The sequence below is a fragment of the Leuconostoc fallax KCTC 3537 genome (assembly GCF_000165675.1).
Taxonomy (GTDB): Bacteria; Bacillota; Bacilli; order Lactobacillales; family Lactobacillaceae; genus Leuconostoc_B; species Leuconostoc_B fallax.
Window position 1 is genome coordinate 32,780 of record NZ_AEIZ01000013.1, and the last position, 26,993, is coordinate 59,772.

Sequence of the window (26,993 nt, forward strand, 5' to 3'; positions counted from 1 at the left end):
GTTCGTTTTTTAATAAAAAGCATACTTAGGTATGCTTTTTATTTTGCTTAAAGGTCATCATAAACAAACCACCACTAATCAGAATCATCATGATAAACACTGACAAAAAAGAGCCCTCATCCAACCTCGGTCCATCATAAATCCTGAATATAGCGGACCAACCACGCGTCCTGAACTAATCATCATTGTCACAAAACCTTGTGCCTGCCCAGCAACCGACTGTGGCGTCATTTGAGCAACCCACGCTGGAACTTGTGGACTTTGCAACATTTCACCCACAGTTAATAGTTCAAATACAATCACAATTTGCCAAAAATCTCGAACAAAATTAAAAGAAAAACTAGAAGCAAAAATGACGCTCCCAATCAAAATGGATACTTCATAGCGATGTTTATTAGCCCAATTAGAAATAACTCTTTGGAACAAAATAATCGTAATGCCGTTAATCATCCATAAATCCGCATAATTTCTTGTCGGCATCCCCAATGTCTTCATATGTGGTGCCATCACTGTCTCCCATAAGATATACGACAAGTAAGTAATAAATAGTAAGGCACCAATGGCAATTAATAACGGTGTGAGTTGCAATTTCTTTGGTGTGAGATTTGTATGACGATCAGTACGTACAACAGGAACTGTTGGTATATCAACGCTCACATTGAACTTAAAAAGACAACCAACCACAATAGTAAATAAATAAAGCTCGAAATGATCATTAGTAGATAAAAACCATAGTCAAAAAGGTAACCCACAACTAATGTACCTAAAACCATCCCTACATTTAATACGATATACAGATTATTAAAAACAACACGCGTCTTTTCAGATCGAATCGTTGTTGCATAAGCATTAACTAAAGTTAATTCGATTCCCATACCAAAATTCGCAACCCATATTAAAATCGCAAACATTGGCCAGCCATTCCAAAAAATCAGGCTTGCGACAGCCAAAAAATAATAGCAATCGTTACTAGTAACGCCTTATAAGGTTGCCAGTGATCAAATAATTGCCCACCAATGAAAGAACCAAAGACGCTTATCATTGATCCTATCATCAAAACAAGACCTGCAGTCATAAAACTTTGATGTAGCTGGCCTGTCATATATAGGGTAGATACCGGCCATATCATTGAATTACCGATATTAGATAGCAATGTTCCAATAAGTAACCATTTTTCATCTAATGTGTGATTGACCATCTGCTTTTGTTCAATATGCATAAATCCTCCAAAACTTTAATTAGTATAGCATGAAAAAGGATTCGCTCAGCCTAGCACCATAAAAGTATGGTTTGACGTCCAAATGTACCCCTAACCCTTCTGATTTATACAAGCTTTGACATAAATTACGCCTTACAATGATGTAACCGTTTTATTCTCGTTGTTCAACAGTGAACATTTGCGTTATACTAGTACATGAAAACGATAAACTTTTAAGGGGAACATCATGGTTTCAGAAATTAAAACTTTGGTAACTTTCTTTGGTGGTACTGGTGATTTAGCAAAGCGTAAGCTTTACCCATCAGTCTTTAACCTTTATAAAAAAGGCTACCTACAAGAACACTTTGCCATTGTCGGTACAGCACGTCAGGATTTAAGCGATGCTGAATTTAAGCAATTAGTTCGTGAATCTATCGCAGACTTTACTGAAGATCAGGCACAAGCAGAAGCCTTCATCGAGCATTTTTCATATCGTGCACACGATGTAACCGATGCCGCATCATATAATGTCTTAAAGCTCGCGATTGAAGAAGCAGCACAAAAGTTTGACATTGAAGGCAATCGTATTTTCTATATGTCTGTTGCACCACGTTTCTTTGGTACAATTGCACAATATCTGAAATCAGAAGGATTGTTAGCCACAACTGGTTATAACCGTTTGATGATTGAAAAGCCATTTGGTACATCATACGCAACCGCCGAAGCACTACAAAACGATTTGGAAGATGCTTTCGATGATAACCAACTATTCCGTATCGATCACTACTTAGGTAAGGAAATGGTTCAAAATATTGCGGCGCTACGTTTTGGAAACCCAATTTTTGATGCTGCTTGGAACAAAGATTACATCAAAAACGTACAAGTAACCCTTTCAGAAGTACTTGGTGTTGAAGAACGTGCTGGTTATTATGATACTGCTGGTGCCCTACTTGATATGATTCAAAACCATACAATGCAAATTGTTGGTTGGCTAGCAATGGAAAAGCCAGAATCATTTAATGACACAGATATCCGTGCTGCAAAAAATGCTGCCTTTAATGCTTTGAAAATCTATGACGAAGCAGAAGTTAACAAGTACTTTGTGCGTGCACAATATGGTGCTGGTGATTCTGCTGACTTTTTGCCTTACTTAGAAGAAAAAGATGTCCCTGCTGATTCAAAGAATAACACCTTTATCGCCGGTGAATTACAGTTTGATCTACCGCGTTGGGAAGGTGTGCCTTTCTACGTCCGTTCAGGAAAGCGTTTAGCTGCCAAGCAAACACGTGTTGATATCGTCTTCAAGGCTGGTAAATTCAACTTTGGTTCAGCCACACCTGCACAAGAATCTGTTTTGTCTATTTTGATTGATCCAAAGGGTGGCGTTCAATTCACAGTTAATGCCAAGCGTGTATCAGACGCCTTTGATACACGAACAATTGACTTAGGTTGGCAAGCATCTGCCGAAGATAAGCAAAACACACCAGAACCTTACGAACGTATGATTCATGATGCTATGGACGGTAATGGTTCTAACTTCGCAGATTGGAACGGTGTTGCAACTGCATGGCGTTTCGTTGATGCTATCTCAGCCGTTTATACAGCTGATAAGGCACCACTTGAAACTTACAAGTCAGGTTCAATGGGACCAGATGCATCTGACCAACTACTTGCTGCTAACGGCGATAAGTGGTTCTACACTGGTCAATAATTTATTACCTACTACAAAAACGTTGATTCTCAATTGAATCAACGTTTTTTATTGACTTTATATCATAAAAAACGGTAGCATCAAATGATGCCACCGTTTATTTTGTCATTAATCCATTACTGCACTAATCATAATCTTGCCGTCCACAAGGTCCGCTTGTAGCTGCTTCTCGCCAGGATTATCCAAGTAGAAATCCGTCACCTGATCACGAATTTGTTGCTCGATCACACGACGTAACGGCCGTGCACCAAGCGCTTCATCGTAGCCAAGTTCAATCAATTCATTTTTGGCTGCATCGCTGACGGTTAACGTTAGCGATTTTTTGGCTAAGGTCTTATTGACATCGTCTAACATCAAATCAACAATCTGCTTCAAATCATCCTTTGATAAGGCGCTAAATTCAATCACGCCATTAAATCGGTTCAAAAACTCTGGACGGAAGTAAGGAGCTAATCGGTCCATCAATGCCATATCATCATTGTCATGACCAAATCCTGCGTTAGATGTTGCAATCACAACAGTGTTCTTAAAGTTAACCACATTACCCTGACCATCTGTTAAACGACCATCATCCATTACTTGTAGTAATAAGGTCAACACTTGTGGATTAGCTTTTTCAATCTCATCCAACAAAACAATGGAGTATGGATTACGGCGAACACGCTCAGTTAACGTATTACTGTTATCGTCATAGCCCACATAGCCAGCCGTCGTACCAATCAGCTTCGATACCGCCGTCAAATCGGAATACTCACTCATATCTAAACGAATGATATTATCTTTTGACCCAAACATATCCAAAGCTAACTGCTTAGCTAACTCAGTCTTACCAACACCTGTTGGTCCTACAAATAAGAATGAACCAATTGGTCGGTTTCCTTCATCAAATCCTGCACGATTACGACGGATAGCTCGCGCAACCATTTTGACTGCTTCTTCTTGACCAATTACCTTACCTGACAACCGATCACCGATTGTCTTTAAGCGTTCAATATCAGAAGCACCCATTTGTGATACCGGAATACCCGTTAAGCGTTCCACTGCTTCAGCAACATCATTTGGCGTTGCTTTCACATTGACATCCTTGTCTGAATGCTCAAGCTTTTTTGAATTGCTTCAATATCTTGCTTTGCTTTTAATGCTGTTTCGAAGTCCTCTTCTTGTACGGCTTGATCTTGCTTTACTTTGGCTTCATCTAATTGCTTTTGTAGTGAAACAGCATCTGAGGCTGGATACTTTGCGCTTAGATGTGCAGCAGTGACATCCAACAAATCAATTGCCTTATCAGGTAATGAACGTTGTGGAATATACTGTACGGCGTAGTCTACTGCTGCCTTCAAGACATCGTCTGGTAGTTCCACATGATGATGCTTCTCATACAACTTGGCAATCCCCTTCAAGATAAGTAATGTATCTTGTGGACTTGGGGCATTAACTTGCACTTCGTTAAATCGCCGTGCCAAAGCCGCATTCTTCATAATCGTATTACGATATTCATCCTGGGTTGTAGCACCAATCAATGAAATTTCACCACGACTTAATGCTGGCTTAATAATATCAGCCAAACCCTTACCACCATCTTCGCCGCCAGTAGAACCTGCACCTAATATTTGATGAATTTCATCAAAGAATAAGATAATGTTACCAGCAGTCTTAACTTCTTTTAATAAGTTTTGAATATTTTCTTCAAAAGCACCTCGGAATTGGGTTCCTGCCTCCAATGAAGAAATATCAATTGAATAAATCACCTTGTCTTTAATTGCAGCTGGGACATCGCCATTCACAATGGCTTGTGCTAAGCCTTCGACAACAGCTGTTTTACCAACACCGGCATCACCAACGAGCACCGGATTATTCTTAGTACGACGGCTCAAAATTTCTGCTGTTTCCTGAATCTCTTTATTACGGCCGATTACGGGATCCAATAAACCATCACGTGCTTCTTGTGTCAAGTTACGACCCAATTTAGCTAACATACCTTCTTGTGCCGGTCCTTGTGGTTGTTGGGCAATCGGACGCCCATTACCTGCTACTGGTCTTGGTTGACCAGTTACACCAGAATTACCGGGTAACTGACCGTTTTGTCGATAAGCCATAAATTCTTCAGGTGTCACTTCACGACCATTAATTAAGTAACGACGCTCAGAATTCATCCCATTCATGTTGCCCATCATATTGTTAAAAATATCATTCATGTCTGATCCAAATGGATCGTTAAAAAAGTTATTTGCCATAAATTGAACTCTCCTTTTTAATCATCTATATATAATCGTTCAAGTTCCCTCAATACCTCCCACATTGCTTTATGTTGTACTTTGGCTAATGCATCAAGGTCTCTTAAATTTAAGGGTGTCGCATCAGATTGTGCTTTATTAAACGATTTGTGAATTGTTGTATAGCCATACCCAGACTCCTTCGCTACACGATATATCGTTAATGAATTGTCGTCCAGATAAGCCTTAATATCAAATCTCATGTCATATTCGACCTCTTTTCTTTAATATATGCAGTAGCTGCATGGGTGCTTATTTATCAGTTCATCTGTCAGTGATGCACACCACTTCTGAACTTCTCTACATCATTATTATACCACATATGTGATATAACACAAACGTGTTATACTTTTTCAAAAAGATTATCTCATGTTATGATAGAATGATTGTTTACATTGACTGCCTTTGTAGAAAGAAAGAGAAATAATGGAAAATAAAAAGAAGAAATCTTACCGTCCTTATTCACATAAACGCTCTACTCCAAAAGATGTACTGGTTAAAGTCGGCCAGAAGTTCCCGCTCACCATTAAAAGATTGGGTATTAACGGTGAAGGTATTGGTTATTATAAAAAGAAAATTGTTTTCGTGCCCGGCGTATTACCTAATGAAGTTGCTGTGGTTAAAGTAACCGAAGTTTCGCCAAAGTTTTTGAGTGCAAAAGTGATGAGTATCCGTGAAAAATCACCTGATCGTGTAACGCCCTTGGATGAACATGCGAATATTGTTGGTGGCTTTGAACTAGAACATATGACATACGCAGCGCAATTGGCATTCAAAAAAGACGTCATTGCACAAGCATTAGAAAAATTCCAACCGCGTGATTGGCAATCCATTAACTTGCGCGACACAATTGGTATGCAACACCCCTATGAATATCGTAATAAAGCCCAATTCCCCGTTCGTAAAATACAAGGTGAACTTAAAATGGGTATGTATGCTCGTGGTAGCCATGAACTCATTGATTTGCCAGTCGTACATACACAAGATCCGTTGACAATGACAGTAATGCGTAAAGTCCGCGATTTATTAGAAAAGCAATCCATCAGTATTTATAATGAAGAAAAGAATAAAGGGACCGTTAAAACTGTGGTTGCCCGTGCCTCACAAACCAGTGGACAAGTCCAACTGACATTTGTAACAAATACTGATGGTTTCCCCGGTGATAGTGAATTAATCCAAGCAATACAAAAAGAACTACCACAAGTCGTTGGTATTTTCCAAAATTATAATCCAGGTCGTACTAGCCTCGTTTGGGGTGATGAAACCATTAAGCTATGGGGACAGGATTATATTGAAGAAACAATACTCGGTAAAACATTCCAACTCTCTCCTAGAGCATTTATGCAGCTCAATCATACACAGATGACTGTTGCATATGAAACAGCTATTGCAGCACTTGATCTCAAGCACGCTGATAGATTGGTGGATGCCTATGCCGGTGTCGGTACAATTGGTATCACCTTAGCAGATAAAACCGGTGAAGTCCGTGGTATGGAAGTCATTCCGGAGGCCGTTGACGATGCCATGATTAACGCTCAAATTAATGGCATTGACAATGCTACTTATGAAGTGGGTACTGCCGAACAACTATTACCACAATGGCAAAAAGAAGGATGGATTGCTGATGCATTAGTCGTTGATCCACCACGTCCTGGCCTAGAACCCGCCCTTAAAAAAGAAATTTTACGTACTAAGCCAGAAAAATTCGTCTATATGTCTTGTAATCCTTCAACACTAGCACGTGATCTCGTTGAATTATCTAAAGTATATCGTGTCGATTACATTCAATCGATTGATATGTTTCCACAGACACCGCGTTGGGAGGGAATTGCCAAATTAACGAGAAAAAATAATACAAGCAACAAAAAAGCTCACCGGACGGTGAGCTTTTTTATTATTCAGCTTTTGCTTTTTTAGTAAATGTTGCGAGATACTGTTGGTTCTTTTCCATATCGAATTCTTTTTCAGATTTACCAATAATCATGGCAGCCAAAGAGTTACCAACAACGTTGACCACTGTACGACCCATGTCTACTAGTCGATCAATACCAGCAATAAAGGTAAGCCCCTGAACAGGAACCCCAATAGATGAAACAGTTGCTAGCAATACGACGAATGATGCGCCTGGTACACCAGCCATACCCTTGGATGTAATCATTAATATCACAACTAAGGTAATTTGTTGACTAATCGACAAATGAATATTGTAAGCTTGCGCCAAGAACAGTGCAGCTAAGGATTGATAAATCGCTGAACCATCTAAATTAAACGTATATCCAGTAGGAATTACAAAGGAGACAATGCCCTTGCTAACACCAAACTTGTCCATTTTATCAATGATACGTGGTAATACTGCTTCCGAACTAGCAGTAGAAAATGCCAAAATCATTTCATCTTTAATCACTTTAAAGAGATCCCAAATATTTAAGTGATAAATTCTGGCAACTAAGCCCATCACAACAATAATGAAGAAAGCCATCGAAGCGTAAGCCAATAAAATAAAGTAACCCAAAGGCGCTAAGGATTGAAGCCCCATTTGTGCAACAGTTGCACCAATTAAGGCACAAACACCGATTGGCGCTGTATGCATCACCCAACTGGTCACTTTGAACATGACTTCAGAAACAGCACGTAAGAAATCAGTTAATATTTCGCCACGTTTACCAACTGCAGCAATACCTAAGCCGAAGAAGACTGAAAAGAAAATGACTGGAATCATATCACCTGCTGACAAAGCCTTGAAAATATTAGTTGGTATGATTTCCATAATTGTTGACCATATTCCAGTATGTGATGCCGTTTTGGCTGTTGCCATATACTGACTAATATTTTGGCTATGTAATTGATGAATATCAATATAGTGTCCCGGTTGGAAAATATTTCCCACCAGCAACCCTAATATAATCGCCACAGTCGTCATTAACTCAAAATATATGAGTGTCTTACCACCAACACGACCCAGTTGATGCATATCTCCCATATTGGCAATACCAACCGTTAAGCAGGATACCACAATTGGCAAAACAATCATTTGTATCAAGCTAATAAACATTGTCCCAATGTTTTGCATCGCAGTAATGGCCATCTGATTTTCATAGAAAACAACGCCCAATATCACGCCCAAAAATAAGCCAACTAAAATCTGCCATCCTAAACTTATCCGCCAAACGCGTCTTGGTTTCATTTGTGCTTTTTCAGCCATCCCAACCGTCCTCACATTGTCCGTTGATTTTCACATACGTTTATAATATTACCACACTTAATCGTTAAAATTAACTCTAATTCCGATAGATTAATTAAAAAACGCAGTAAACATTCTTTTAATCATGCTGAATTAAGTGTTATTCCTATATTTTTATGCTAAATGTTAACGTTTTGTTGTGTCATCTAAATGCCAATAGCACTAAAACAACGCAGAAAAAAAGGACAATAGCATGTATTGTCCTAAAAAATATGTCAATTACCGATTAATATCAACCTCAAGCTCGCTAAAAATTGGTCGGGCCATACTCAAATAATCTGCAATTGTAATATGCTCACTGCTGCGCAATACGTAAAAACACCTGCTGGAATCGTAGCAGTATAGCCACTTTCCAAAATGCCATTCTTTTGATAAAATCTATAACGCTTTTGTCGTTGCTCATAATTATCTGCTGTTTCATCTAGATATTCACACTCTAATACAAAGCCATCTGGAAACATCGATTTAAAACATGATAACGCTTGTGCACCCAAACCCTCGCCACGTAAATTTGGATCAACTGCAAAAAACAGAATAAAGGCTTGATGCACATTCTGCGTATTGAGTTGATAAACGACTAATCCCACTGGTCGTGCGCCATCCAAAATAATCCCCAGATTAAGACCCTCGTGTTGTCGGGCCAATTGCTGTAGCGTTTCAAACTCAAAACGTTCAATTGCAGGGAACGCTTCTTCATATAATTGTTGCCAATACGCATTATATTGGGGCGTTAACGTTGCCACTTCTAACATACATACCTCTTAACGTTTATCTAAAATTCAATACTAATTTACCCACAGTATGCTTACGATCGTGGAATTCTCTTAAGTTATCTACATTAAATGGTTTAACTTCTGCTATTTTAACGATTAAATTATCATGAGCAATCGCTGATAATACAGCAGATAAACTCTTCCCACTAGATTTCAAGAAAAAACTAGATACACGAGGGTCATCATTACTGCCTAAAGTAGACACTAATTGACCTGTTGGCGATAGGATTGTCAAAGAATCCGTTAACGTCTGCCCACCAACTGTATCCAATATCTTATCAACAGTATCAATGACCTGATTAAACCGTACTGCTTTATAATCAATCACTTTCAAACTATGATCAAACTGCTTCAGAAAGTCCGCACCTTTACCACTGGCCGTAGTATAGATAGGTGTAGCACCAATCTTCTTAGCAAATTGAATTGCTGTAAATCCTACACTACCTGCACCACCATGAATCAAAATGCTTTCATTTGGCTTTAATTGCAACGCATCATAGATCGCTTGGTAGGCTGCTTGCGCACCCAATGCTGAAGCTGCCGCTTGCTCATAAGTCACATTATCAGGAATTTTAGCCAATAAAGATTGTCCTACTGGCACATATTCCGCATAACTTTTATGATGTGGATTAGCTGCCACACGATCACCAATATGAAAACCAGTGACTTCATGACCAACAGCAACAATATCTCCAGCAACAGAAGACCCACCAATCAGTGGCATCTCACTATCAGTACCCATTAACCCTGCTCTAAACTTAACATCATAAGGATCAATGGCCGTTGCATGTTGCATCACCAAGACCTGTTTGGGTTTAATCTCTGGAGTCGCTACATCCGCTTCAGTCAATACACGCACATCACCATAACCTGTCATTTGAATTGCTCGCATTATGTCGTCTCCTTTACTTTCTATTTTAAAGTAAAGTACTCCCAATTGCTTACGATACGTTTAATTCCCTTTGATTCGCTGCCAGAAGGATTTTTTATCTTCCTTTACTTTTGATTCATCATGACTTTCTTCTACCGATTCATGATCAATCACTGCATCACCATCTTTATCTTCACTCTTTTCATCGTCCATCGTCAATCTCAATTGCAGTTGCTGCGACTGATCGACCAATCGCGTTTGATTCGTTAATAGTTGTTTGAGGTATTCATTAGTGCTGCGCAGTTCGGCAATCAATTCTTCTTGTTGCTCAATCGTATTTTGCAAAACATCTGCAGATAAATCCTGTGTTTCTTCTGTTGCTACTTCTGTAATTTCATATTGTTCAGCCAAGGCAGCATAAGTTTTTTGACCATATTCGTTAACCTGCCGCTTATTTCTAACCGTTCGTGAAGAGTCATCTGACAAATCATGGTCTTTAATAAAACGATTGAGTGTTGATGAACTAATATTAAAAATTTTCATTAACTCATCTTTTGTATATTTTTCTTGTTTAGACATATTATCACCTTTATCATTGCTTTATCTCGATTATACAATGAACCACCTATCATATACCAGCGATAAATCATGAATATGACACAAAAATTCAAAATAAAATAATTAAACTAATATATGACAAGCTGATCATTTGTGAAAAGATTAGCAATAGGCATATAATGGTGGTGTTATTACAATATAAGTCATGGAGGAAAGAAAGATGACGCAGAAAGTTGCAATTATTACTGGTGGTGGACAGGGTATTGGTGAAGGTATTGCGCTCCGCCTTGCTGATGATGGTTATGCCATTATTATTAATGGTCGAACACAATCCAAGCTTGATAAGGTTGCCAAAAAGATTACGGATAAGGGTGGCAAGGCTGTTACCTTTACCGGTGATGTTTCTCAACGTCAAACCAACGAAGATTTAATTGCTCTGGCAGATAAAGAATTTGGTCGCCTAGATATATTTGTTGCTAATGCGGGTATTGATTGGGTTGATAGTATTGAAGAGACCCCTGCTGAAGAAATCGATACAATTCTGAATATCAACCTCAAATCACAAATTTGGGCTCTTCAAACTGCGCCATCTCTCATGCGTAAAAGTGGTGATGGTGGGTCAATTATTTTAGCTTCCTCAATAGCTGGTATGGAAGGTATGGAATTATTGGGTATCTATTCAGCCACAAAGTTTGCGACACGCGGTCTAGTGCAAGCCGCAGCTAAGGAACTCGCTACTGATAAAATTCGTGTCAACGCCTACAACCCTGGTATTGTATTGACGCCAATGTGGGATGACATCGATCAACGTTTTGCTGAACGTAAAAATGTACCAATCGGCGCAACACGTCAAGCCTTTATCGATGGTATTCTGTTAGGTCGTGGTGAAGAACCAGAGGACGTTGCTAAATTAGTTAGCTTCCTAGCCGGTGATCAAGCCGATTACATTACTGGCCAATCTATTGCTGTTGATGGTGGTATTAAGTTTTCATAAACCTGAAATAAAAAAGCAATCCTGTGTGATTGCTTTTTTATTTGACCCTCTTGTCCTCATTAAAATAACAAAGCATGTCATATCAAAATATTGAATGTAATGCCTTGTTTCACGTGAAACACTTGTAATCACTAATCCCATCTTCTGTAGCATCTAATGGTTGCATGACGATTTATAACAGATGTAAACAATCTAGTTGCAATAAATAGACTACAAATGTAGACTAACAATATGAACAATACAGAAAAATGACGACAAGTGAATGGGAAGTTATGCGCATTGTCTGGACTCTAGGGCAAGCAACTAGCCGAGAAATTACTGATATTTTACAAAAAAGCATTCTTGGCAGCCCTCAACAATCAAAACCTTGATTGCGCGTTTAGAACATAAAGGCTATCTCCAGCACAATGGCGCGGTTCGTGACCGTCACTATCAATCTACTATAACTGAAAACGTAGCGATGAAAAGTATCTTGATGGATACGCTTAATGCTATGTGCGCCATGCATATTGGTGCCACTTTGGCAGACATTATAAAAGATATCCCTTTATCACAAACAGATATTACCCATTTAGAGGTGCTCTTAGCAGACAAAAAACAGACAGCACCTCAAACCGTTGCCTGTAACTGTTTATCAATAGAAAGGAAGTGTTGAAATGGATCATCACAATATGGACCATCATAACCATATGTCCATGCAAGAGCAGCAACATACACCGTCTTCGCACAATAATCATCACCATAATAGTATGGATATGGATATGGATGACTTAACCAAACGTTTTTGGTGGTCTCTAATCTTAATGGTGCCAATTATTATTATGGCGCCATTTATGGGTCTAAGTCTCCCATTCACATGGACTTTTACAGGGAGCATATGGCTGGTTACAGTTTTAGCTACTATTTTATTTATCGTGGGTACACCGCCTTTTTTCAAAGGCGCTAAAATGGAACTTAGTCATCGCAAACCCGCAATGCTGAGCTTAATTAGTATGGCCTTAATTGTGACTTATTTTTATTCCATATACACCGTTATTGCTAATGAAATGTTCCATATGCATCCACATATGATGGATTTTTTCTGGGAATTTGCCACACTAACTGTCATCATGTTATTGGGTCATCGTATTGAAATGAGTGTCACTATGCAAGCTGGTGACGCCACGTCTAAACTACAAGCATTGTTGCCACGCATCGCGCATGTTAAACACGATGATATGGTTCATGACATGCCTTTGGCCGAAATTAAGCAAGATATGATACTGCAAGTGTTAGCTGGCGAAAGCTTTCCCACAGATGGCATTGTTTTGGAAGGACATAGTCAAGTTGATGAGTCATTAATGACTGGGGAAAGTCGTTTAATTGATAAGCAAAAAGATAGCGCCGTAGTAGGTGGTACGATTAACGGCAATGGTACCTTATTAGTCAAAGTAACGTTTATCGGTGATTATTCATTCATTGGTCGCTTGCAACAGGCACTTACTACTTCCCAAGATAACAAATCTCAAATTGAAACAGTAGCTGATCGTGTGGCTTCATGGTTATTCTGGGTAGCATTAGTTGTCGCTGTGTTGGCCGTTGTGGTCTGGTTACCAATTACTGGCCTCAGCAATGCAATTAATATTGCAGTTACCATACTCGTTATTGCTTGTCCCCATGCTTTAGGCTTGGCTGTTCCCATGGTTATTGCCCGAACTAAGTCATTAGCTGCAGCACGTGGCATTTTGATTAAAAACCGCAAAGCTTTACAAAATACTGACATGCTGCGCTATGCCTTAATGGATAAAACAGGTACCCTAACAACTGGTCAATTTACGGTAACTGCAGTGACAACTTACGACTTTGATGCGCAAAGGGCATTAGCTATTATGGCAGCTCTCGATCAACAATCAACGCATCCTCTAGCGGCATCCATCGTGGCACATGCAAAAGCAAAAAAGCACCACAACTAATCGCCCATGATGTGAATAATATTGCTGGTATCGGTGTTAGTGGCATCATTGATCAGCAACGTTATATCCTAGCCTCATCTCGATATCTTGATGAACACCATATTGACTACTCACCAGTAGATACGACAGTTGGTAACAGCGTTTCTTACTTACTTGCTGATACAAAAGTTATTGGTGCTGTGAGTCAAGGCGACGCCATTAAAGAATCGGCTAAGGCCTTCATTGATCATTTGAAAGCACAACATCTGATACCAGTCCTTGTAACCGGTGATAATCTCAGTAGCGCGCAAAAAGTTGCGCAAGCATTAGATATTGATGACGTGCACGCCCTTGTTTCACCACAAGATAAAATCCAGTTGGTCACACAATATCAGCAAGATGGTCCTGTCATGATGATTGGCGATGGTATTAATGATGCACCTGCACTAGCTCAGGCAGATTTGAGTATCGCTATTGGTGCTGGTGCAGACGTCGCACAAGCTTCTGCTGATACTGTCTTAGTTTCCGACCATTTACCACAAATTATGAGTTTCTTAACACTTTGCCAACGCTCACATCGTAAACAAATTCAAAATCTCTGGTGGGGCGCTGGTTACAATATCTTTGCTATTCCACTAGCTGCTGGTGTTCTCGCACCAATTGGTTTTTTGTTAAATCCAATGATTGGTGCTATTTTGATGTCGGCCTCAACTATCTTGGTTGCATTAAATGCCTTAAGTTTCACAGAAAAATAGCATAAAATGTAAGAAGTGAGTGTATTATTTAACAACCGTTTAATCTACTATTGTATAATGGATTGTGTTATTAAATTTGTGCTTTGCACATTCATATAAGGAGAGTTAATTCATGCGTAAATATATCGCAGAGTTTATAGGAACTTTCATCTTGGTAGCAATTGGAACAGGAAGCGTTGTTTATTCAGCCGCTACTGCACAATCTCCTATCACTATTGGATTGTCATTCGCCGTTGCATTAGCTGTTGCTATCTATGCTTTCGGCCCAATTTCAGGTGGTCACTTTAACCCAGCCGTGTCATTATCAATGGCTATTCAAAAGCGCTTGAGTTGGATTGACTTCATCGGTTACATCTTCGCACAGTTCTTAGGTGCTATTCTTGCATCTGCTGCTATTTACGGTGGTGTTGCCCCTTACTTAAAGTCATCAACTGTGACTTCTGCACTTTCAGGTCAAAGTATGACTGTTTCACAGTTCGTTAACTTAGCTGGTTTGGGACAAACAAACTTCTCAAATGGTCAAGAATGGTATGCATTAGCCATTGAATTTGTGATTACTTTCTTGTTCGTATTGGTTGTTTCTATCTTAACTTTGCAACGCCATACACCAGCACCAATTATCATTGGTCTTTGGCTCGGTATCTTAATTATTGTTGTTATGCCAATCACTGGTGGCTCACTTAACCCTGCTCGTGCATTAGCTCCTGCATTGTTCGTACAAGGGAAGGCATTAGCTCACATTTGGGTTTACTTGATTGCTAACTTTGCTGGTGGCGCATTGGCTGCCGTTGTAACAAAGTTCTTCTTGACAAAGGAAGAAGAAACAGAAGTACAAGCTGAAGCTTAATCTGTTAATAAAAATCGTCTATGGACGATTTTTTTGTTGCTCTAAATCAGTGATTTGTCATGATCAATCATCGTGCATTTATTTTAATATAAAAAAGAGGACGCATATGCATCCTCTTTTTTACTCGAACTGTTTATTTTAATCAATTAATACGGTATTTTATAGCGGTCATCTAGTTCATACGTTAGTTTTTTAGAGACCATGTATAGTTCTTCTATATATTCCTGTGCCAAAGCATTTACAATTTTAACGATATACAAGTCCTTAATATCAGCAAATAGAGGGTCTACTTTAGCAAAAGATTTCCTAAAGTCATCTATTGAATATTCACTCACATCTTCAGTATTAACTAGTAAATTAGTTGAACTCAGTATCTTACTAAAAGTTTCCCAAGTGCCTCCCATATCACCTAAAGCTAAAGCCAAAGATACTGGGCGCCTAAAAGAGTCCCCTAGTTGGTCTGCCATCTCACTGACCGCCTGAGATAGTAACCTTACATCTTCTATCATTGTTCCCCCTAATAATATTATTCTAATTGCTTAATAATTATACAACATCATCAATGCCTAGTTATAATGCGCTTTCTCTGTAACATGCCATTATGAATCATTTGTTTATAATCGTTTTGATAATACAATAAATACTTTTTAATTTGTGCTTTTTTACGACCAGATATCTTGTCTTCCGAACTCAAAAAATGACCTTCTTGATCTACGATAACTTTAGCACTAAAGGTTATATCAGAGTCATTACTTTCCGATAGAATCACTTCAAAAGTGTCCCGTCCATGAACATCAACGGTTAACTTTCCTTTTTTAACAATAACATCAATCTTTTGCTCAGATAATGGAAAACCAATGAACCCCGCTGGTAAAATATAAGTCCAATACTTTGTCCCATTTTGATATAATTCATAGGCATTACCGCCTGAAGCAGGATTCGTATCTAATTTCCAACCATTGGATTGGAGATTCGCACGATAGATCGTTTCATCATGCTTTAACTTCTGATTATACCCAATATACGATACAACAATTATACTTAATATAACGAATGCAATTTTATATAATTTAAAATGTTTCGCTTTTTTACTTGTTTCCCTGACCATTATACTATCCTCTCTCAATAACTTATCAAGAGATATTTCAAAAAGATCACTAATAGCTACAATAGTCTCTAAGTCTGGATAATTGCGTCCAACTTCCCAACTTGAAACAGTGGAGCGTGATACATTTAAAAAATGAGCTAACTGTTCTTGGGTCCAAGATTTATATAAACGCTGTTCTTTAATTCTATCACCAATGTTCAACTGAAATACCTCTACCATCTATTATGAAGACAATTATCTAGTAAAACGAGCTATCAATTATACCATGGCTATAAAATCGTGATACGTAGCGTATCATGTCTCCAAAAATCATGTCAAATCAACGAACTAATAGTCATTTAAAGCATATATCTTATCTTTATCATTCAACTACCATTTCTTGGATCGCCTGGGAAAAATGTACGGTATTTTTTAGTGTTTGTTTTAATGCTTCTTCTGATGAGGTATTTACACTCAGATTATCATGTTTTTTAGAATAAGTGAGTTGATTAATCGCTGCAACATTACTTTTCGACACCGTATTGACCGCTTCTCCCGGCACAATTCTAGCTATTTTAACGTAACTCCCCTTGTGATATGCCATAACATATGGTTCCTTTAATCCTGGATTCAAACCGGTTGTCACTGTTAATTTCGACCATGATGTACCCATCTCATTATCAGAAAACCATCGTGTCCAATAACCTCTATTGATACGATTACGAGGATTAATAACATCATCATTTGGTAACTTCGTATAGCCGACTTGGTACTGCAAAAACGGATTAAAGCGATCAATTTGACTAATACCATTATGATAGCCTATCGCTAGTGTTATAGCCCAAATGGCTACTAAGCTTAATATGACACCCAAGAAAAGCGATATTCGCTTATATTTATGCTTTAATAAAATATCTGTGTCAATAGTGGTTGCAATGTTAACTTCTTTGTTGTCTGCCATAGTTGGTTTCTCTCCAAAAATAATTTGTTCGAAAGATACGTTGAATAAAAGACTTAAACTCCGCAAAACTTCTAAACTAGGATAGTTCTTTCCTGTCTCCCAAGTAGAAACTGTTTGACGGCTAACATGAATACTCTCTGCTAGCTCTTGTTGTGTTAGCCCCTTTTCTAGTCGCATACGTTTAATATCTTGTTCAAAGCCCATATCTTTCCACCCTACTTTATCTGAAGTCCCTCATCCATACTAGCAATCAGTAATAGCGTTTGTCACGCAAATAAAACTAGCGTATTTTTCATTATGGTGTTGCTTTCTTGATAGTAAGCGCATTATCTAATGACGTTTTGTGTTTTTACACTACATCGTGATGATTTATCATGATTAATCAATAATCAATACATGCGCAATCTTAATTGCTCAAAAAAAGTGGTGAATGTCATTCACCACTTCACCATTAGGCTATTAGTTTTATATTACTGTCTTTTAAACTCGTACATATAAATAAAAACACCACATTATTTACTTCATAATTTCAGTTGATTAGGAAAGTCTTTAGGTAAAGTCCCCGTTACAAAATGAGTTTGCCGGCTAAATGGCATAATCATACCAATGCTCATAGCGTGTAATAACATCCGAGGATAGACATTTTCGTCACCATATAAGCTATCCCCAACAATTGGATGTCCATGGAACGCGAGATGAACTCGAATTTGATGCATACGACCTGTATCTAGTTTCAACCGCAATAGTGTATTTTGATAAACGGCGTGCACACGATACCAGTTCGTAATCGCTGGTTGCGCTGCCAGCCCATTGACAGCCCGTTTACGCTCATCTCTTTCATCTATACCAATTGGTTCATTCATCATACCTGATCGAGCTGGTACACTTCCCGTCACCCAAGCTAAATATGTTCGTTGAATTTTTTGTCGGCTAATAAGCGGTTCATAATAGGTACAACAACTGGATTTTTCGCCACGATAACTAGCCCGGATGTTTCACGATCCAAACGATGAATCATATAAGGTCTAGCTACCGTACCCGCGCTTGTTGTTTGCTGCACTTTAAAATATCCTGCAAGATAATGCAATAATGTATCTTGTTCAGTAGGTGAATGCGGATGCATCTTCATTCCAGCAGGTTTATCCACAATGACTAAATCATCATTCTCAAAAATAATGGGCACGGTACATGCTGTATTGGGCTGATACTGTGAATCTGATGTTCGAAAAAAGTCCGCCAAAAAATCAATTTTCAAGTCGTCGTCCTGCTTTAATAAGTAATTAGTTGGAACATACTGGCCGTTAACTTGATAAGTCCGATGAATACGTAAAGCACCCCGAATGCGTTGTGGTAGATACCATGCTTCCCACAATTCTTTAATTGTTTTACCGGCTTCCACCGCATCGATTTTAAAGTGATATGTCCACATTGTCATACATCTCCACATAAAAAAAGCCCGTAACTGATACGTGCTTTTTACATCTTTTCTTCTAATTCAACATCAGGATATTTATCCATAAACCAATTCATCGCAAACTTATTTTCAAAGAGGAAGACTGGATTATCAAAGCGGTCCTTTACCAATAAATTACGTGTTGAACTCATTTTCTCATCTAATTGATTTGGATCAATCCAACGTGCTACCTTACTACCCATTGGTTCAAACTGAATCTCGGTATTATATTCGTTTTCCATTCTGAATTGGAAGACTTCAAACTGCAATTGCCCTACAGCACCAATAATATAGTCACTACCCAACCAAGACTTATACAATTGAATCGTTCCTTCTTGCACAAGCTGGTCAATCCCTTTATGATATGATTTTTGTTTCATCACATCCTTGGCAATGACCCGATTAAATAATTCAGGCGTAAAAGTAGGTAATTCAGGGAATTGAACTGCTTTTTTACCTGAGAAAATTGTATCCCCAATTTGGAAATTACCAGTATCGTAAAGGCCAATAATATCACCAGGTACGGCTGTTTGCACGTTTTCACGTTCCTCGGCCATGAACTGTGTCACATTAGACAAGCGCATTTTTTTACCATTGCGTTGCAACGTCACATCCATGCCACGATTAAACTCACCACTGACAATACGAACAAAAGCAATACGATCACGGTGCCTTGGATCCATGTTGGCTTGAATTTTGAAGACAAAGCCAGTAAACTGTTCATCCTCTGGCTGCACTTCACGGTCATCTACTGTCTTAGCAGCAGCCGGTGAAGGGGCATAATTCAAATATTCACGCAAAAATTCGGTAACCCCAAAGTTCACCAATGCTGATCCGAAGAATACGGGTGTTAACTTGCCCTTCGCAATAGCTTCTTGGTCAAAGTCATTCCCCGCATCTTGCAATAATTCCACTTCGTCCATCGTCTCATCAACAACTTCTGGATGAGGCGTTGCATTCGGAAAATCGATTAGTTCTTGGCGACGCAAATCATAAATGCCTTGTAATATATGACCTGAACCTACTGGCCAATTCATTGGATAAGCTTGAATACCCAAGGTACTCTCTAGCTCGTCAACCAAGTCCAATGGATGACGTGCATCACGATCAATCTTGTTAAAGAATGTGAAAACTGGGATACCACGCTGTGAAACAATTTCAAATAGCTTTTTTGTCTGTGGCTCAATACCCTTTGCGGCATCGACAACCATAACAACTGAATCAACTGCCATCAATGTTCGATAAGTATCTTCAGAGAAATCTTCGTGTCCAGGTGTATCCAAAATATTAATGCGCTTACCTTCATAATCGAACTGTAAGACAGAGGAAGTTACTGAAATACCACGCTGTTGTTCAATGGCCATCCAGTCAGAAGAAGCTAACTTGTTTGAGCCACGGCCCTTAACTGTTCCAGCTTCGCGAATCACACCACCATGCAAAAGTAATTGTTCTGTTAATGTTGTTTTACCGGCATCAGGATGAGAAATAATCGCAAAAGTACGCCGATCTTTTAGTTGTTCTTGAAAGTTTTCCATAATCAATAGTTTACCTTAAAAACGTTGGTAACACTAGCCCTCGTGCCATAATTATTCATCAACATCGACCGTCATGGCCGCTGGTTCTGGTGAGACAACTTGATGTCCAGTTTGTTGTTGAATGGTTTCAAATAAAATACCTTCACGCAAGCCACTTTGTGAGAAGATAACCTGTTGACTTACCAGTCGTAACGATAGCTCAATCAATGGTAAAAGACCGCCAACAATGATATCTGCACGTTCTTTAGCTAATCCCGGTACTTGTTTACGCGCTTCCAACCCTTTACTGAGAATGCTGTGATAAATCTTTGTCGCGTCTTGACTACTCAAATGATAACCATGAATTGGCAAGTCGATATCTTGACCTTGCCGCCGAGATATCTTGGCAAGGGTTCGATTACTACCGCCCAATGCAATGATGGGCAGTCGTTTAGCATCGGCTAGCCATGACACATCGTTGAATAGTTGGCGCAATGCCAATGATGCTTGAAACAATCCAGCAGCAGAGATTATGTCCTTTTCTAAGTAGGCCTCACTAATAGATACAGCGCCCACTGGTAAGCTGATGACATGGGCTGCTTGGTTCTGACGAACTAATACTAATTCAGCTGATGCACCACCCGTATCTAGAATCAATGCATTCGGCACCTGCAACGTATTCACAATACCCACATAATCATAATAAGCTTCTTCCTCGCCTGTCAGTACCCGCAAGTCCATTTCAAGTTCTTCTTTAAAGCATGATAAGAACTCAGCCTGATTACTAGCTTGCCTTACTGCAGCTGTCGCAACTGCTACGACCTGTGCCTTTGGGTAATCCTTTAATGTCATTTTAAAGGATTTTAAAGCTTTCATCGTTCGAGCTATTGCTTCGGGCTGTAAGATCTTATGCGTTCCCATTTTTTTGGATAAGCGTACCATTTCTTGACGACGTGCCAAAACACGATACGAACCATCTTGATGATATTCGCTAACTGTCATTCTAACAGAGTTGGAGCCTAAATCAATTATTGCTATTATTGCCATATTATACCTTTCAGATGACTAAATTTATTGCGTAAATGGATTATTTAGTGGTTCAAATTTGGGTATTGTTTTTGTTTTTGCTCATGGCGCACACGTTCTACCTGCACTTCGGCTTGTTGAATAAAGGCCTGTTGTGCATTAACAGTTGCAACGCCACGACGGTCTCTTTTGGCATAAGTGCCATCCGTTTGTGCAACGCGGGTTTTGACATTATCTTCCCACATCGTATTAAAAATATTGAGTGCTTCGTCACGTAAAGTTGCCTGTTTAATGGGAAATAACAACTCTACACGGCGATCAAGATTACGCGTCATCAGATCAGCACTGGATAGATAGATTTGTGGATTACCATTATTATGAAAACCATAAATACGACTATGTTCCAAGAATCTGCCAACAATAGAATGTACTTCGATATTTTCGCTAATACCTGGAATGCCAACTTTTAACATGTTAATACCGCGAATAATAAGACGAATTTTAACACCAGCTTGGCTAGCACGATATAGATGACGAATCATGCGCTCATCAGACAAAGAATTAAATTTCATAAAGATTTCAGCTGGGTTACCTGCTTGCGCATTTTTAATTTCATCATCGATTTTACGATAAATATACTCACGAATACCATCTGGTGACATATGCAATTGATGGAAATATTCAAGATCTGAATAGCCAGTCAAAATATTAAAAATGGCGGCCACGTCAGCTCCTATTTCACTATCAGATGTCAAAATTCCCATGTCCGTATAGAAATTGGCCGTGACATCATTATAATTCCCTGTTCCCAAATGAACGTAGCGACGAATAGTATCGTCTTCACGACGTACAACCAAGGCAGCTTTGGCATGTGTTTTGAGACCACGAAGACCATAAATCACATGAACGCCACGCTTTTCAAGTTCACGGGCCCAATGCACATTATTTTCTTCATCAAAACGCGCTTTAATCTCTACTAACACCGTCACTTGCTTGCCTTGCTCGGCAGCATAGCCCAACGCCTTAATAATAGGTGAGTTTCCTGAAACACGATACAATGTCATTTTAATCGCTAAAACCTGCGTGTCTAATGACGCCTGTCGGATGAAATCAACAACTGACTTAAATGTATCATATGGGTGATGTAATAGATAATCATGCACATGTAGATTTTCAAATATATGTTCCGCATCTAATCCAGGATTTTCATAAGCTTGAAACGGCTTATATTCTAATTCTGGTTCATCTATTAACTTAAGCCAGCTCTTAATGAATGATAAATCAATCGGACCGTTAACATCATAAACGCGTGATTCATCAATGCTTAATGGATTCAAAATTTGTTTTCTGAGATGTTTACTAGCCCGCGAACTAAACATCACACGAATCACTTGACCGCGTTCACGTTCTTGGAGCTTAGTTTGTACCTCTTGCAAGATATTTGGTGTATCTTCGTCATCGGCGACGTCTAACTCCATATCACGCAAAACATGAAAAACAGCCGTTTCTTTTACGATAAAGCCAGGGAATAATGAGGCAATGAAATGTTGAATAATATCTTCAACTAAAATACTTTGTCCCGCTTGCGGTAATTTAATAACACGCCCGGACGTATTAGGCACTTGTAACACGGCAAATTTTTTATCATCATTATTATCATTTTGCTGTTTTAAACGTACCGCAATATTCAATGTGTCGTTAGCCAAAAAGGGAAATGGTCGCGTGCCATCAATTGCCATCGGCGTTAGAACCGGTAATAATTCTTTTTCAAAAAAGCGTTGTGCAAAGGCAATTTGATCCGGCGCTAACGCTTCTGGCTTTACCAAAGTATACCCTGCTCGTTCCATTGCCGGTAGAATGCTACGTGCCAGCGTTTGATATTGATTTTTTACTTGTTTCCCAGCTAAGGCACTAATTTGTGTTAGTTGTTCGAGCGGTGTCATCCCCGCTGCATCTAACTTAGTATGTCCCAACTTCACTTGTTGACGCAAACTGGCAACACGTACCATGTACCACTCGTCTAGGTTACTTTGCGTAATAGCCAAAAACTTGGCACGTTCGAGCAATGGATTCTGTAAATCACGGGCTTCTTCCAAAACACGATCATTGAATTTTAGCCAGCTTACCTCACGATTAACGTAATATTGTGGATTTTTTAGTTCATTTGTCATGAGAAATGTTGCCTCCGTTGCTTCAATTTAACCGCACGACCAAACACAGACTCAAAAAAGCGCGCTTTTTGATTAAACACTAGGATTTCTAACTGCAAATCTTGTTCACTACTAGCCACAACGACAATATTTTGATCTTTTAATGAGATACTTAATTTCGTTATTTTTTGCCGACGACTATCATCTAATGCATCAGCTAATCTGAGTAATGCTGATAATTTAGCAATGCGAATACGCTGAACCGGTGAAAATTCTTGTACCTCTTGTAAATTACTATCTGGCACTTCTGCACTATGATAACGCGCAATGGCAGCAATCATGCGTTGTTCAGTGGTTGATAAGCCATAAAAATCAATGCCCTTCAAAATTTCTTCTGAATATTGATAGTGGCGCTGAGAATTGATAAAGCTCCCCACATCATGGACGAGCGCGGCAACACCCAACAATAAACGGTCTCTATTTTCTAAACGATGCACTCTTTTTAACCGATCAAATAGTTGCCATGCAAAATCCAAAACAACATCACGATGTTGTCGTTCCACCAAATAACGATCTGAAATACCACGAGCAGCTGTCATGATATCTTTTTCACCATTTTGATGGCGGGATAAGTTTGCTACGATACCGTCTAATACATTAAGGCGCACGATATAAATTTGCTTGGCACCAATTGCCTGACGCACATGTTCGACTAAAAGCATCTCTGTTAGTGCAAAGGGTACTTGGCTCACTTCAATATGATAGCTATCACTCACAGCTTGATCAGACATGAGATTAAAATCATGCAATAACGTATCAAGATGTTGCTGATTCAAAAATGTACTGCTGGCTTGATCCGACAGCAATATTTTCTGTAACATTTCGCTACCTTGAATAATCAGCGTTTCACTTTTCTGATGCTCAGGCAACATATGCCAGAAATCAGCCATTTTACTACTAATGTATTCATTTGTGAACGCCATTTGATCAACTGTCTCTACAGCTAATTGGTTAATCGTTTGAGCTAAACGAATTGGCCCTATCGCTGAATGTTGATTAAAGCGAAATTGTTGTGCTTCATAATAACCCAAGTCTAGTCTGTCGGATGTCATCCCCATAACAAACACATTTTGTGCCAACATATCATTGATATTATCACCGTTAGCGCGCATTGCAATTTGTCGGTAATAACTCTCTTGATTCGCATTTAACCATTTTAACCGTAAGCCTGTCTCACTTTCGATCTGATCCACTAGATAAACAGCATTGACAATACGACTCAAACGCTCAGTACCAAACAAATAAACCTCGATTACGCCATAATCACGTAAAAGTTGGTTAAAACGTTGCAGCTGTTCTAATGTACGTTGTACCAAATCAGGCGAAAATTTCTGTTTACTTTTCCTCAGGTCAACTTCTGTAAGGTTACGTTTCACAGCTTCAATTATTTTGCCACTTTGATTAGAGATTTGTAACTCCGCCATGTTACTACTTAATAAGATATTGCCAATAAAATGTTTTACCATTGCCGCTCCCTCTGACACTAGTATGCAATAAACGTGTATTTTAAATTAATCTTACCATATCCTAAAGGGCTTTATAACAACATTTATGCATTATCTGGATTGAAGTCGCACCCCACTTCATGATCATTAATAATACCAATACTCTGTAAAAACGCATATATCGTAACCGGTCCCGTAAATTTAAAGCCACGTTTTTTCATATCTTTAGCAACACGTTCTGAGAGTGCATCTTTAGCCGCTATTGCGTTATAATCGGTAACCTGATGGTTTACCACTGATCCTTGCGTAAAATGCCAAATATAGTTCGAGAAGCTACCAAATGTCTCTTGAATGCTTTGAATACATGTGGCATTGTGAACTGTTGCTTCGATTTTCATACGATTACGGATAATACCAGTATCTTGTAACAAAAGTTCAACTTCATCTGCTGTCATGTCCGCAACACGACCAATGTCGAATTGATGAAAGGCCTGTCGCAAGTTTAGACGTTTATGTAAGACAATCCGCCAATTTAAACCAGCCTGAAAAATTTCTAAACTCAACATTTCAAATAAGTCTTGATCTGTTTCATCTTGAGGATTCCCCCATTCTTCATCATGATATTGCGTCATTAATGCATCAACTGGATAATGTGACAGCCATGAACACCTTTGTACCATTTTTACGCTCACTCCTTATCATATGTACTAAAAATCGCCCCGAAGGACGATTCTTTATTGTCATGATTACTTGCTTTGAATATTTTCGCGAGCTTGTGCTGATAAGTTATAGAATGAATGAATACCCTTATACTTAGCAACGTCACCCAACAATTCTTCAATGCGAATCAATTGGTTATACTTAGCAATACGATCTGTACGGCTCATTGAACCTGTCTTGATTTGACCAGCGTTTGTAGCCACAACCAAGTCAGAAATTGTTGTATCTTCAGTTTCACCTGAACGATGTGAAACAATCGCTGTATAACCAGCTTCCTTGGCCATTTCGATAGCGTCAAGTGTTTCTGACAAAGTACCGATTTGGTTAACCTTAATCAAGATTGAGTTAGCTGCGCCCATCTTAATACCCTTAGCCAAGTAGTCTGTGTTAGTAACAAAGAAGTCGTCACCAACCAATTGAACCTTCTTGCCTAATTCAGCAGTAATTTGTGCCCAATCATCCCAGTTGTTTTCATCGATAGGATCTTCAATTGAAATGATAGGATACTTGTCTGCCAAGTTTTCAAGGTACTTGATGAATTCTGATGTTGTAAATTCTTCTTCTGTTGACCAACGTAGCACATACTTTGACTTGTCAGCATCCCACAATTCTGAAGAAGCAACGTCAACAGCAATAGCAATATCTTGACCTGGCTTGTAACCAGCAGCTTCGATGGCACGAATCAAGTATTCCAAAGGTTCTTCGTTGTTAGCAAAGTCAGGTGCGAATCCACCTTCATCACCAACTGAAGTTGCCTTACCGTCAGCTTCCAACAACTTCTTCAAAGCGTGGAAAGTTTCTGAACCATAACGGATAGCTTCCTTGATTGAAGGTGCACCAACTGGCATGATCATGAATTCTTGGAAATCAACCTTGTTAGCTGAGTGAGCACCACCGTTGATAACGTTCATCATTGGTGTTGGCAATACGTATGAATTCATACCACCAATGTATGAGAACAAAGGCACACCTAATTCATCGGCTGCAGCACGTGCTGCGGCAATTGAGACAGCCAAAATAGCGTTGGCACCTAACTTACCTTTGTTTTCAGTACCATCCAAGTCGATCATAGCTTGGTCAATTGCACGTTGGTCTGTAACGTCATAGTTACCAACCAAAGCCTTTGCGATAACATCGTTAACATTGGCAACGGCCTTTGTTGTACCCTTACCACCAAAGCGTGCTTTGTCACCATCGCGTAATTCGACAGCTTCGTGTTCACCAGTTGAGGCACCTGAAGGTACCATACCGCGACCAAATCCGCCTAATTCAGTAATGACTTCTGCTTCAAGTGTTGGGTTACCACGTGAGTCCAAGACTTCACGTGCGATAATATCAGTGATTAAAGACATGTGTCCATTCTCCTTTTGTTTGCTGGTTTTAATGTTTAATACCATGTACATTATATCACTATTTATAAAACAT

17 protein-coding genes and 6 pseudogenes are annotated in these 26,993 nt (G+C 39.1%); 6 read left to right on the forward strand and 17 right to left on the reverse strand.

The window, feature by feature from the left end; all coding sequences use genetic code 11:
* Positions 1-25: 25 nt before the first annotated feature.
* Positions 26-1,198: pseudogene (locus tag LEUFL_RS11235) on the reverse strand (MFS transporter).
* A 247-nt stretch (positions 1,199-1,445) separates the two neighbouring features.
* Here LEUFL_RS11235 and zwf point away from each other — a divergent pair.
* Entirely contained in the window at positions 1,446-2,909 is a 1,464-nt protein-coding gene (gene zwf / locus LEUFL_RS0103215) for a glucose-6-phosphate dehydrogenase (RefSeq protein WP_010007423.1), read from the forward strand.
* Between the two features lie 108 nt (positions 2,910-3,017).
* Here the strand turns inward: zwf and LEUFL_RS11240 are convergent.
* Both LEUFL_RS11240 and LEUFL_RS0103225 read right to left on the reverse strand, forming a co-directional pair.
* A pseudogene (locus LEUFL_RS11240) lies at positions 3,018-5,143 on the reverse strand (AAA family ATPase).
* Positions 5,144-5,160: 17 nt separating this feature from the next.
* Positions 5,161-5,385, reverse strand: coding sequence for a hypothetical protein (locus LEUFL_RS0103225; RefSeq protein ID WP_010007424.1), 225 nt, complete (start codon positions 5,383-5,385; stop codon positions 5,161-5,163).
* Positions 5,386-5,608: 223 nt separating this feature from the next.
* Here LEUFL_RS0103225 and rlmD point away from each other — a divergent pair, with 223 nt between their 5' ends.
* Positions 5,609-7,099 carry a 23S rRNA (uracil(1939)-C(5))-methyltransferase RlmD gene (gene rlmD, locus LEUFL_RS09445; RefSeq protein WP_010007425.1) on the forward strand — a complete coding sequence of 497 codons (1,491 nt, stop codon included), beginning with the start codon at positions 5,609-5,611 and terminating at the stop codon, positions 7,097-7,099.
* Here the strand turns inward: rlmD and LEUFL_RS0103235 are convergent.
* From LEUFL_RS0103235 to LEUFL_RS0103250, 4 genes are all read right to left on the reverse strand, one after another.
* Complete coding sequence (locus tag LEUFL_RS0103235; protein ID WP_029508625.1) at positions 7,077-8,366, reverse strand: dicarboxylate/amino acid:cation symporter; 1,290 nt, start codon at positions 8,364-8,366, stop codon at positions 7,077-7,079. The two genes, rlmD and LEUFL_RS0103235, sit on opposite strands and share 23 nt — an antisense overlap.
* Positions 8,367-8,692: 326 nt before the next feature.
* Entirely contained in the window at positions 8,693-9,175 is a 483-nt protein-coding gene (locus LEUFL_RS0103240; RefSeq protein WP_010007427.1) for a GNAT family N-acetyltransferase, read from the reverse strand.
* 16 nt (positions 9,176-9,191) lie between these two features.
* Positions 9,192-10,088: an NADP-dependent oxidoreductase gene (locus LEUFL_RS0103245; RefSeq protein WP_010007428.1), complete on the reverse strand. Its 897-nt coding sequence runs from the start codon at positions 10,086-10,088 to the stop codon at positions 9,192-9,194.
* Positions 10,089-10,148: 60 nt separating this feature from the next.
* The gene (locus tag LEUFL_RS0103250) at positions 10,149-10,646 is read right to left on the reverse strand and encodes a hypothetical protein (RefSeq protein WP_010007431.1); all 498 of its coding nucleotides are present in this window, start codon (positions 10,644-10,646) and stop codon (positions 10,149-10,151) included.
* 199 nt (positions 10,647-10,845) lie between these two features.
* Between LEUFL_RS0103250 and LEUFL_RS0103255 the strand changes: the two genes are divergently transcribed.
* The 4 genes and pseudogenes from LEUFL_RS0103255 (at position 10,846) to LEUFL_RS0103270 (ending at position 15,152) form a co-directional block, all read left to right on the forward strand.
* Entirely contained in the window at positions 10,846-11,619 is a 774-nt protein-coding gene (locus LEUFL_RS0103255; protein ID WP_010007432.1) for a glucose 1-dehydrogenase, read from the forward strand.
* A gap of 272 nt (positions 11,620-11,891) precedes the next feature.
* Positions 11,892-12,274: pseudogene (locus tag LEUFL_RS11245) on the forward strand (BlaI/MecI/CopY family transcriptional regulator).
* Position 12,275: 1 nt separating this feature from the next.
* Positions 12,276-14,305 (forward strand): annotated as a pseudogene (locus LEUFL_RS11250) (copper-translocating P-type ATPase).
* Between the two features lie 112 nt (positions 14,306-14,417).
* On the forward strand, positions 14,418-15,152 hold the full coding sequence (locus tag LEUFL_RS0103270) for an MIP/aquaporin family protein (protein WP_010007435.1): 735 nt from the start codon (positions 14,418-14,420) through the stop codon (positions 15,150-15,152).
* Positions 15,153-15,298: 146 nt separating this feature from the next.
* Here LEUFL_RS0103270 and LEUFL_RS0103275 read toward each other — a convergent pair whose 3' ends face one another.
* From LEUFL_RS0103275 to eno, 10 genes and pseudogenes are all read right to left on the reverse strand, one after another.
* Positions 15,299-15,661, reverse strand: a complete 363-nt coding sequence (locus LEUFL_RS0103275; protein ID WP_010007437.1) for a hypothetical protein — start codon at positions 15,659-15,661, stop codon at positions 15,299-15,301.
* A 50-nt stretch (positions 15,662-15,711) separates the two neighbouring features.
* Positions 15,712-16,461, reverse strand: a complete 750-nt coding sequence (locus tag LEUFL_RS0103280; protein WP_010007439.1) for a helix-turn-helix domain-containing protein — start codon at positions 16,459-16,461, stop codon at positions 15,712-15,714.
* Positions 16,462-16,621: 160 nt separating this feature from the next.
* The gene (locus LEUFL_RS0103285) at positions 16,622-17,404 is read right to left on the reverse strand and encodes a helix-turn-helix domain-containing protein (protein WP_010007440.1); all 783 of its coding nucleotides are present in this window, start codon (positions 17,402-17,404) and stop codon (positions 16,622-16,624) included.
* 317 nt (positions 17,405-17,721) lie between these two features.
* Positions 17,722-18,635 (reverse strand): annotated as a pseudogene (locus LEUFL_RS11255) (RluA family pseudouridine synthase).
* A gap of 41 nt (positions 18,636-18,676) precedes the next feature.
* Positions 18,677-20,188, reverse strand: coding sequence for a peptide chain release factor 3 (locus tag LEUFL_RS0103295; protein ID WP_010007441.1), 1,512 nt, complete (start codon positions 20,186-20,188; stop codon positions 18,677-18,679).
* Positions 20,189-20,239: 51 nt separating this feature from the next.
* A complete protein-coding gene (locus LEUFL_RS0103300; RefSeq protein WP_010007442.1) occupies positions 20,240-21,214 on the reverse strand; it encodes a Ppx/GppA family phosphatase in 975 nt (324 codons plus the stop codon).
* Positions 21,215-21,238: 24 nt separating this feature from the next.
* A pseudogene (locus tag LEUFL_RS09465) lies at positions 21,239-23,364 on the reverse strand (RNA degradosome polyphosphate kinase).
* The gene (locus tag LEUFL_RS0103310) at positions 23,361-24,869 is read right to left on the reverse strand and encodes an HD domain-containing protein (protein ID WP_010007446.1); all 1,509 of its coding nucleotides are present in this window, start codon (positions 24,867-24,869) and stop codon (positions 23,361-23,363) included. Before LEUFL_RS0103310 ends, LEUFL_RS09465 begins: the two are co-directional and overlap by 4 nt.
* Before the next feature lie 83 nt (positions 24,870-24,952).
* On the reverse strand, positions 24,953-25,528 hold the full coding sequence (locus tag LEUFL_RS0103315) for a DNA-3-methyladenine glycosylase I (protein ID WP_010007447.1): 576 nt from the start codon (positions 25,526-25,528) through the stop codon (positions 24,953-24,955).
* A 66-nt stretch (positions 25,529-25,594) separates the two neighbouring features.
* Positions 25,595-26,920, reverse strand: coding sequence for a phosphopyruvate hydratase (gene eno / locus LEUFL_RS0103320; protein ID WP_010007448.1), 1,326 nt, complete (start codon positions 26,918-26,920; stop codon positions 25,595-25,597).
* Positions 26,921-26,993 lie beyond the last annotated feature (73 nt).

Coding starts and splice junctions, on each gene's coding strand:
- zwf (WP_010007423.1), top strand. CDS start 1,446: ATGGTTTCAGAAATTAAAACTTTGGTAACTTTCTTTGGTGGTACTGGT.
- LEUFL_RS0103295 (WP_010007441.1), bottom strand. CDS start 20,188: ATGGAAAACTTTCAAGAACAACTAAAAGATCGGCGTACTTTTGCGATT.
- LEUFL_RS0103275 (WP_010007437.1), bottom strand. CDS start 15,661: ATGATAGAAGATGTAAGGTTACTATCTCAGGCGGTCAGTGAGATGGCA.
- LEUFL_RS0103270 (WP_010007435.1), top strand. CDS start 14,418: ATGCGTAAATATATCGCAGAGTTTATAGGAACTTTCATCTTGGTAGCA.
- LEUFL_RS0103310 (WP_010007446.1), bottom strand. CDS start 24,869: ATGGTAAAACATTTTATTGGCAATATCTTATTAAGTAGTAACATGGCG.
- LEUFL_RS0103235 (WP_029508625.1), bottom strand. CDS start 8,366: ATGAAACCAAGACGCGTTTGGCGGATAAGTTTAGGATGGCAGATTTTA.
- LEUFL_RS0103300 (WP_010007442.1), bottom strand. CDS start 21,214: ATGGCAATAATAGCAATAATTGATTTAGGCTCCAACTCTGTTAGAATG.
- LEUFL_RS0103245 (WP_010007428.1), bottom strand. CDS start 10,088: ATGCGAGCAATTCAAATGACAGGTTATGGTGATGTGCGTGTATTGACT.
- LEUFL_RS0103285 (WP_010007440.1), bottom strand. CDS start 17,404: ATGGGCTTTGAACAAGATATTAAACGTATGCGACTAGAAAAGGGGCTA.
- LEUFL_RS0103240 (WP_010007427.1), bottom strand. CDS start 9,175: ATGTTAGAAGTGGCAACGTTAACGCCCCAATATAATGCGTATTGGCAA.
- eno (WP_010007448.1), bottom strand. CDS start 26,920: ATGTCTTTAATCACTGATATTATCGCACGTGAAGTCTTGGACTCACGT.
- rlmD (WP_010007425.1), top strand. CDS start 5,609: ATGGAAAATAAAAAGAAGAAATCTTACCGTCCTTATTCACATAAACGC.
- LEUFL_RS0103315 (WP_010007447.1), bottom strand. CDS start 25,528: ATGGTACAAAGGTGTTCATGGCTGTCACATTATCCAGTTGATGCATTA.
- LEUFL_RS0103225 (WP_010007424.1), bottom strand. CDS start 5,385: ATGAGATTTGATATTAAGGCTTATCTGGACGACAATTCATTAACGATA.
- LEUFL_RS0103250 (WP_010007431.1), bottom strand. CDS start 10,646: ATGTCTAAACAAGAAAAATATACAAAAGATGAGTTAATGAAAATTTTT.
- LEUFL_RS0103255 (WP_010007432.1), top strand. CDS start 10,846: ATGACGCAGAAAGTTGCAATTATTACTGGTGGTGGACAGGGTATTGGT.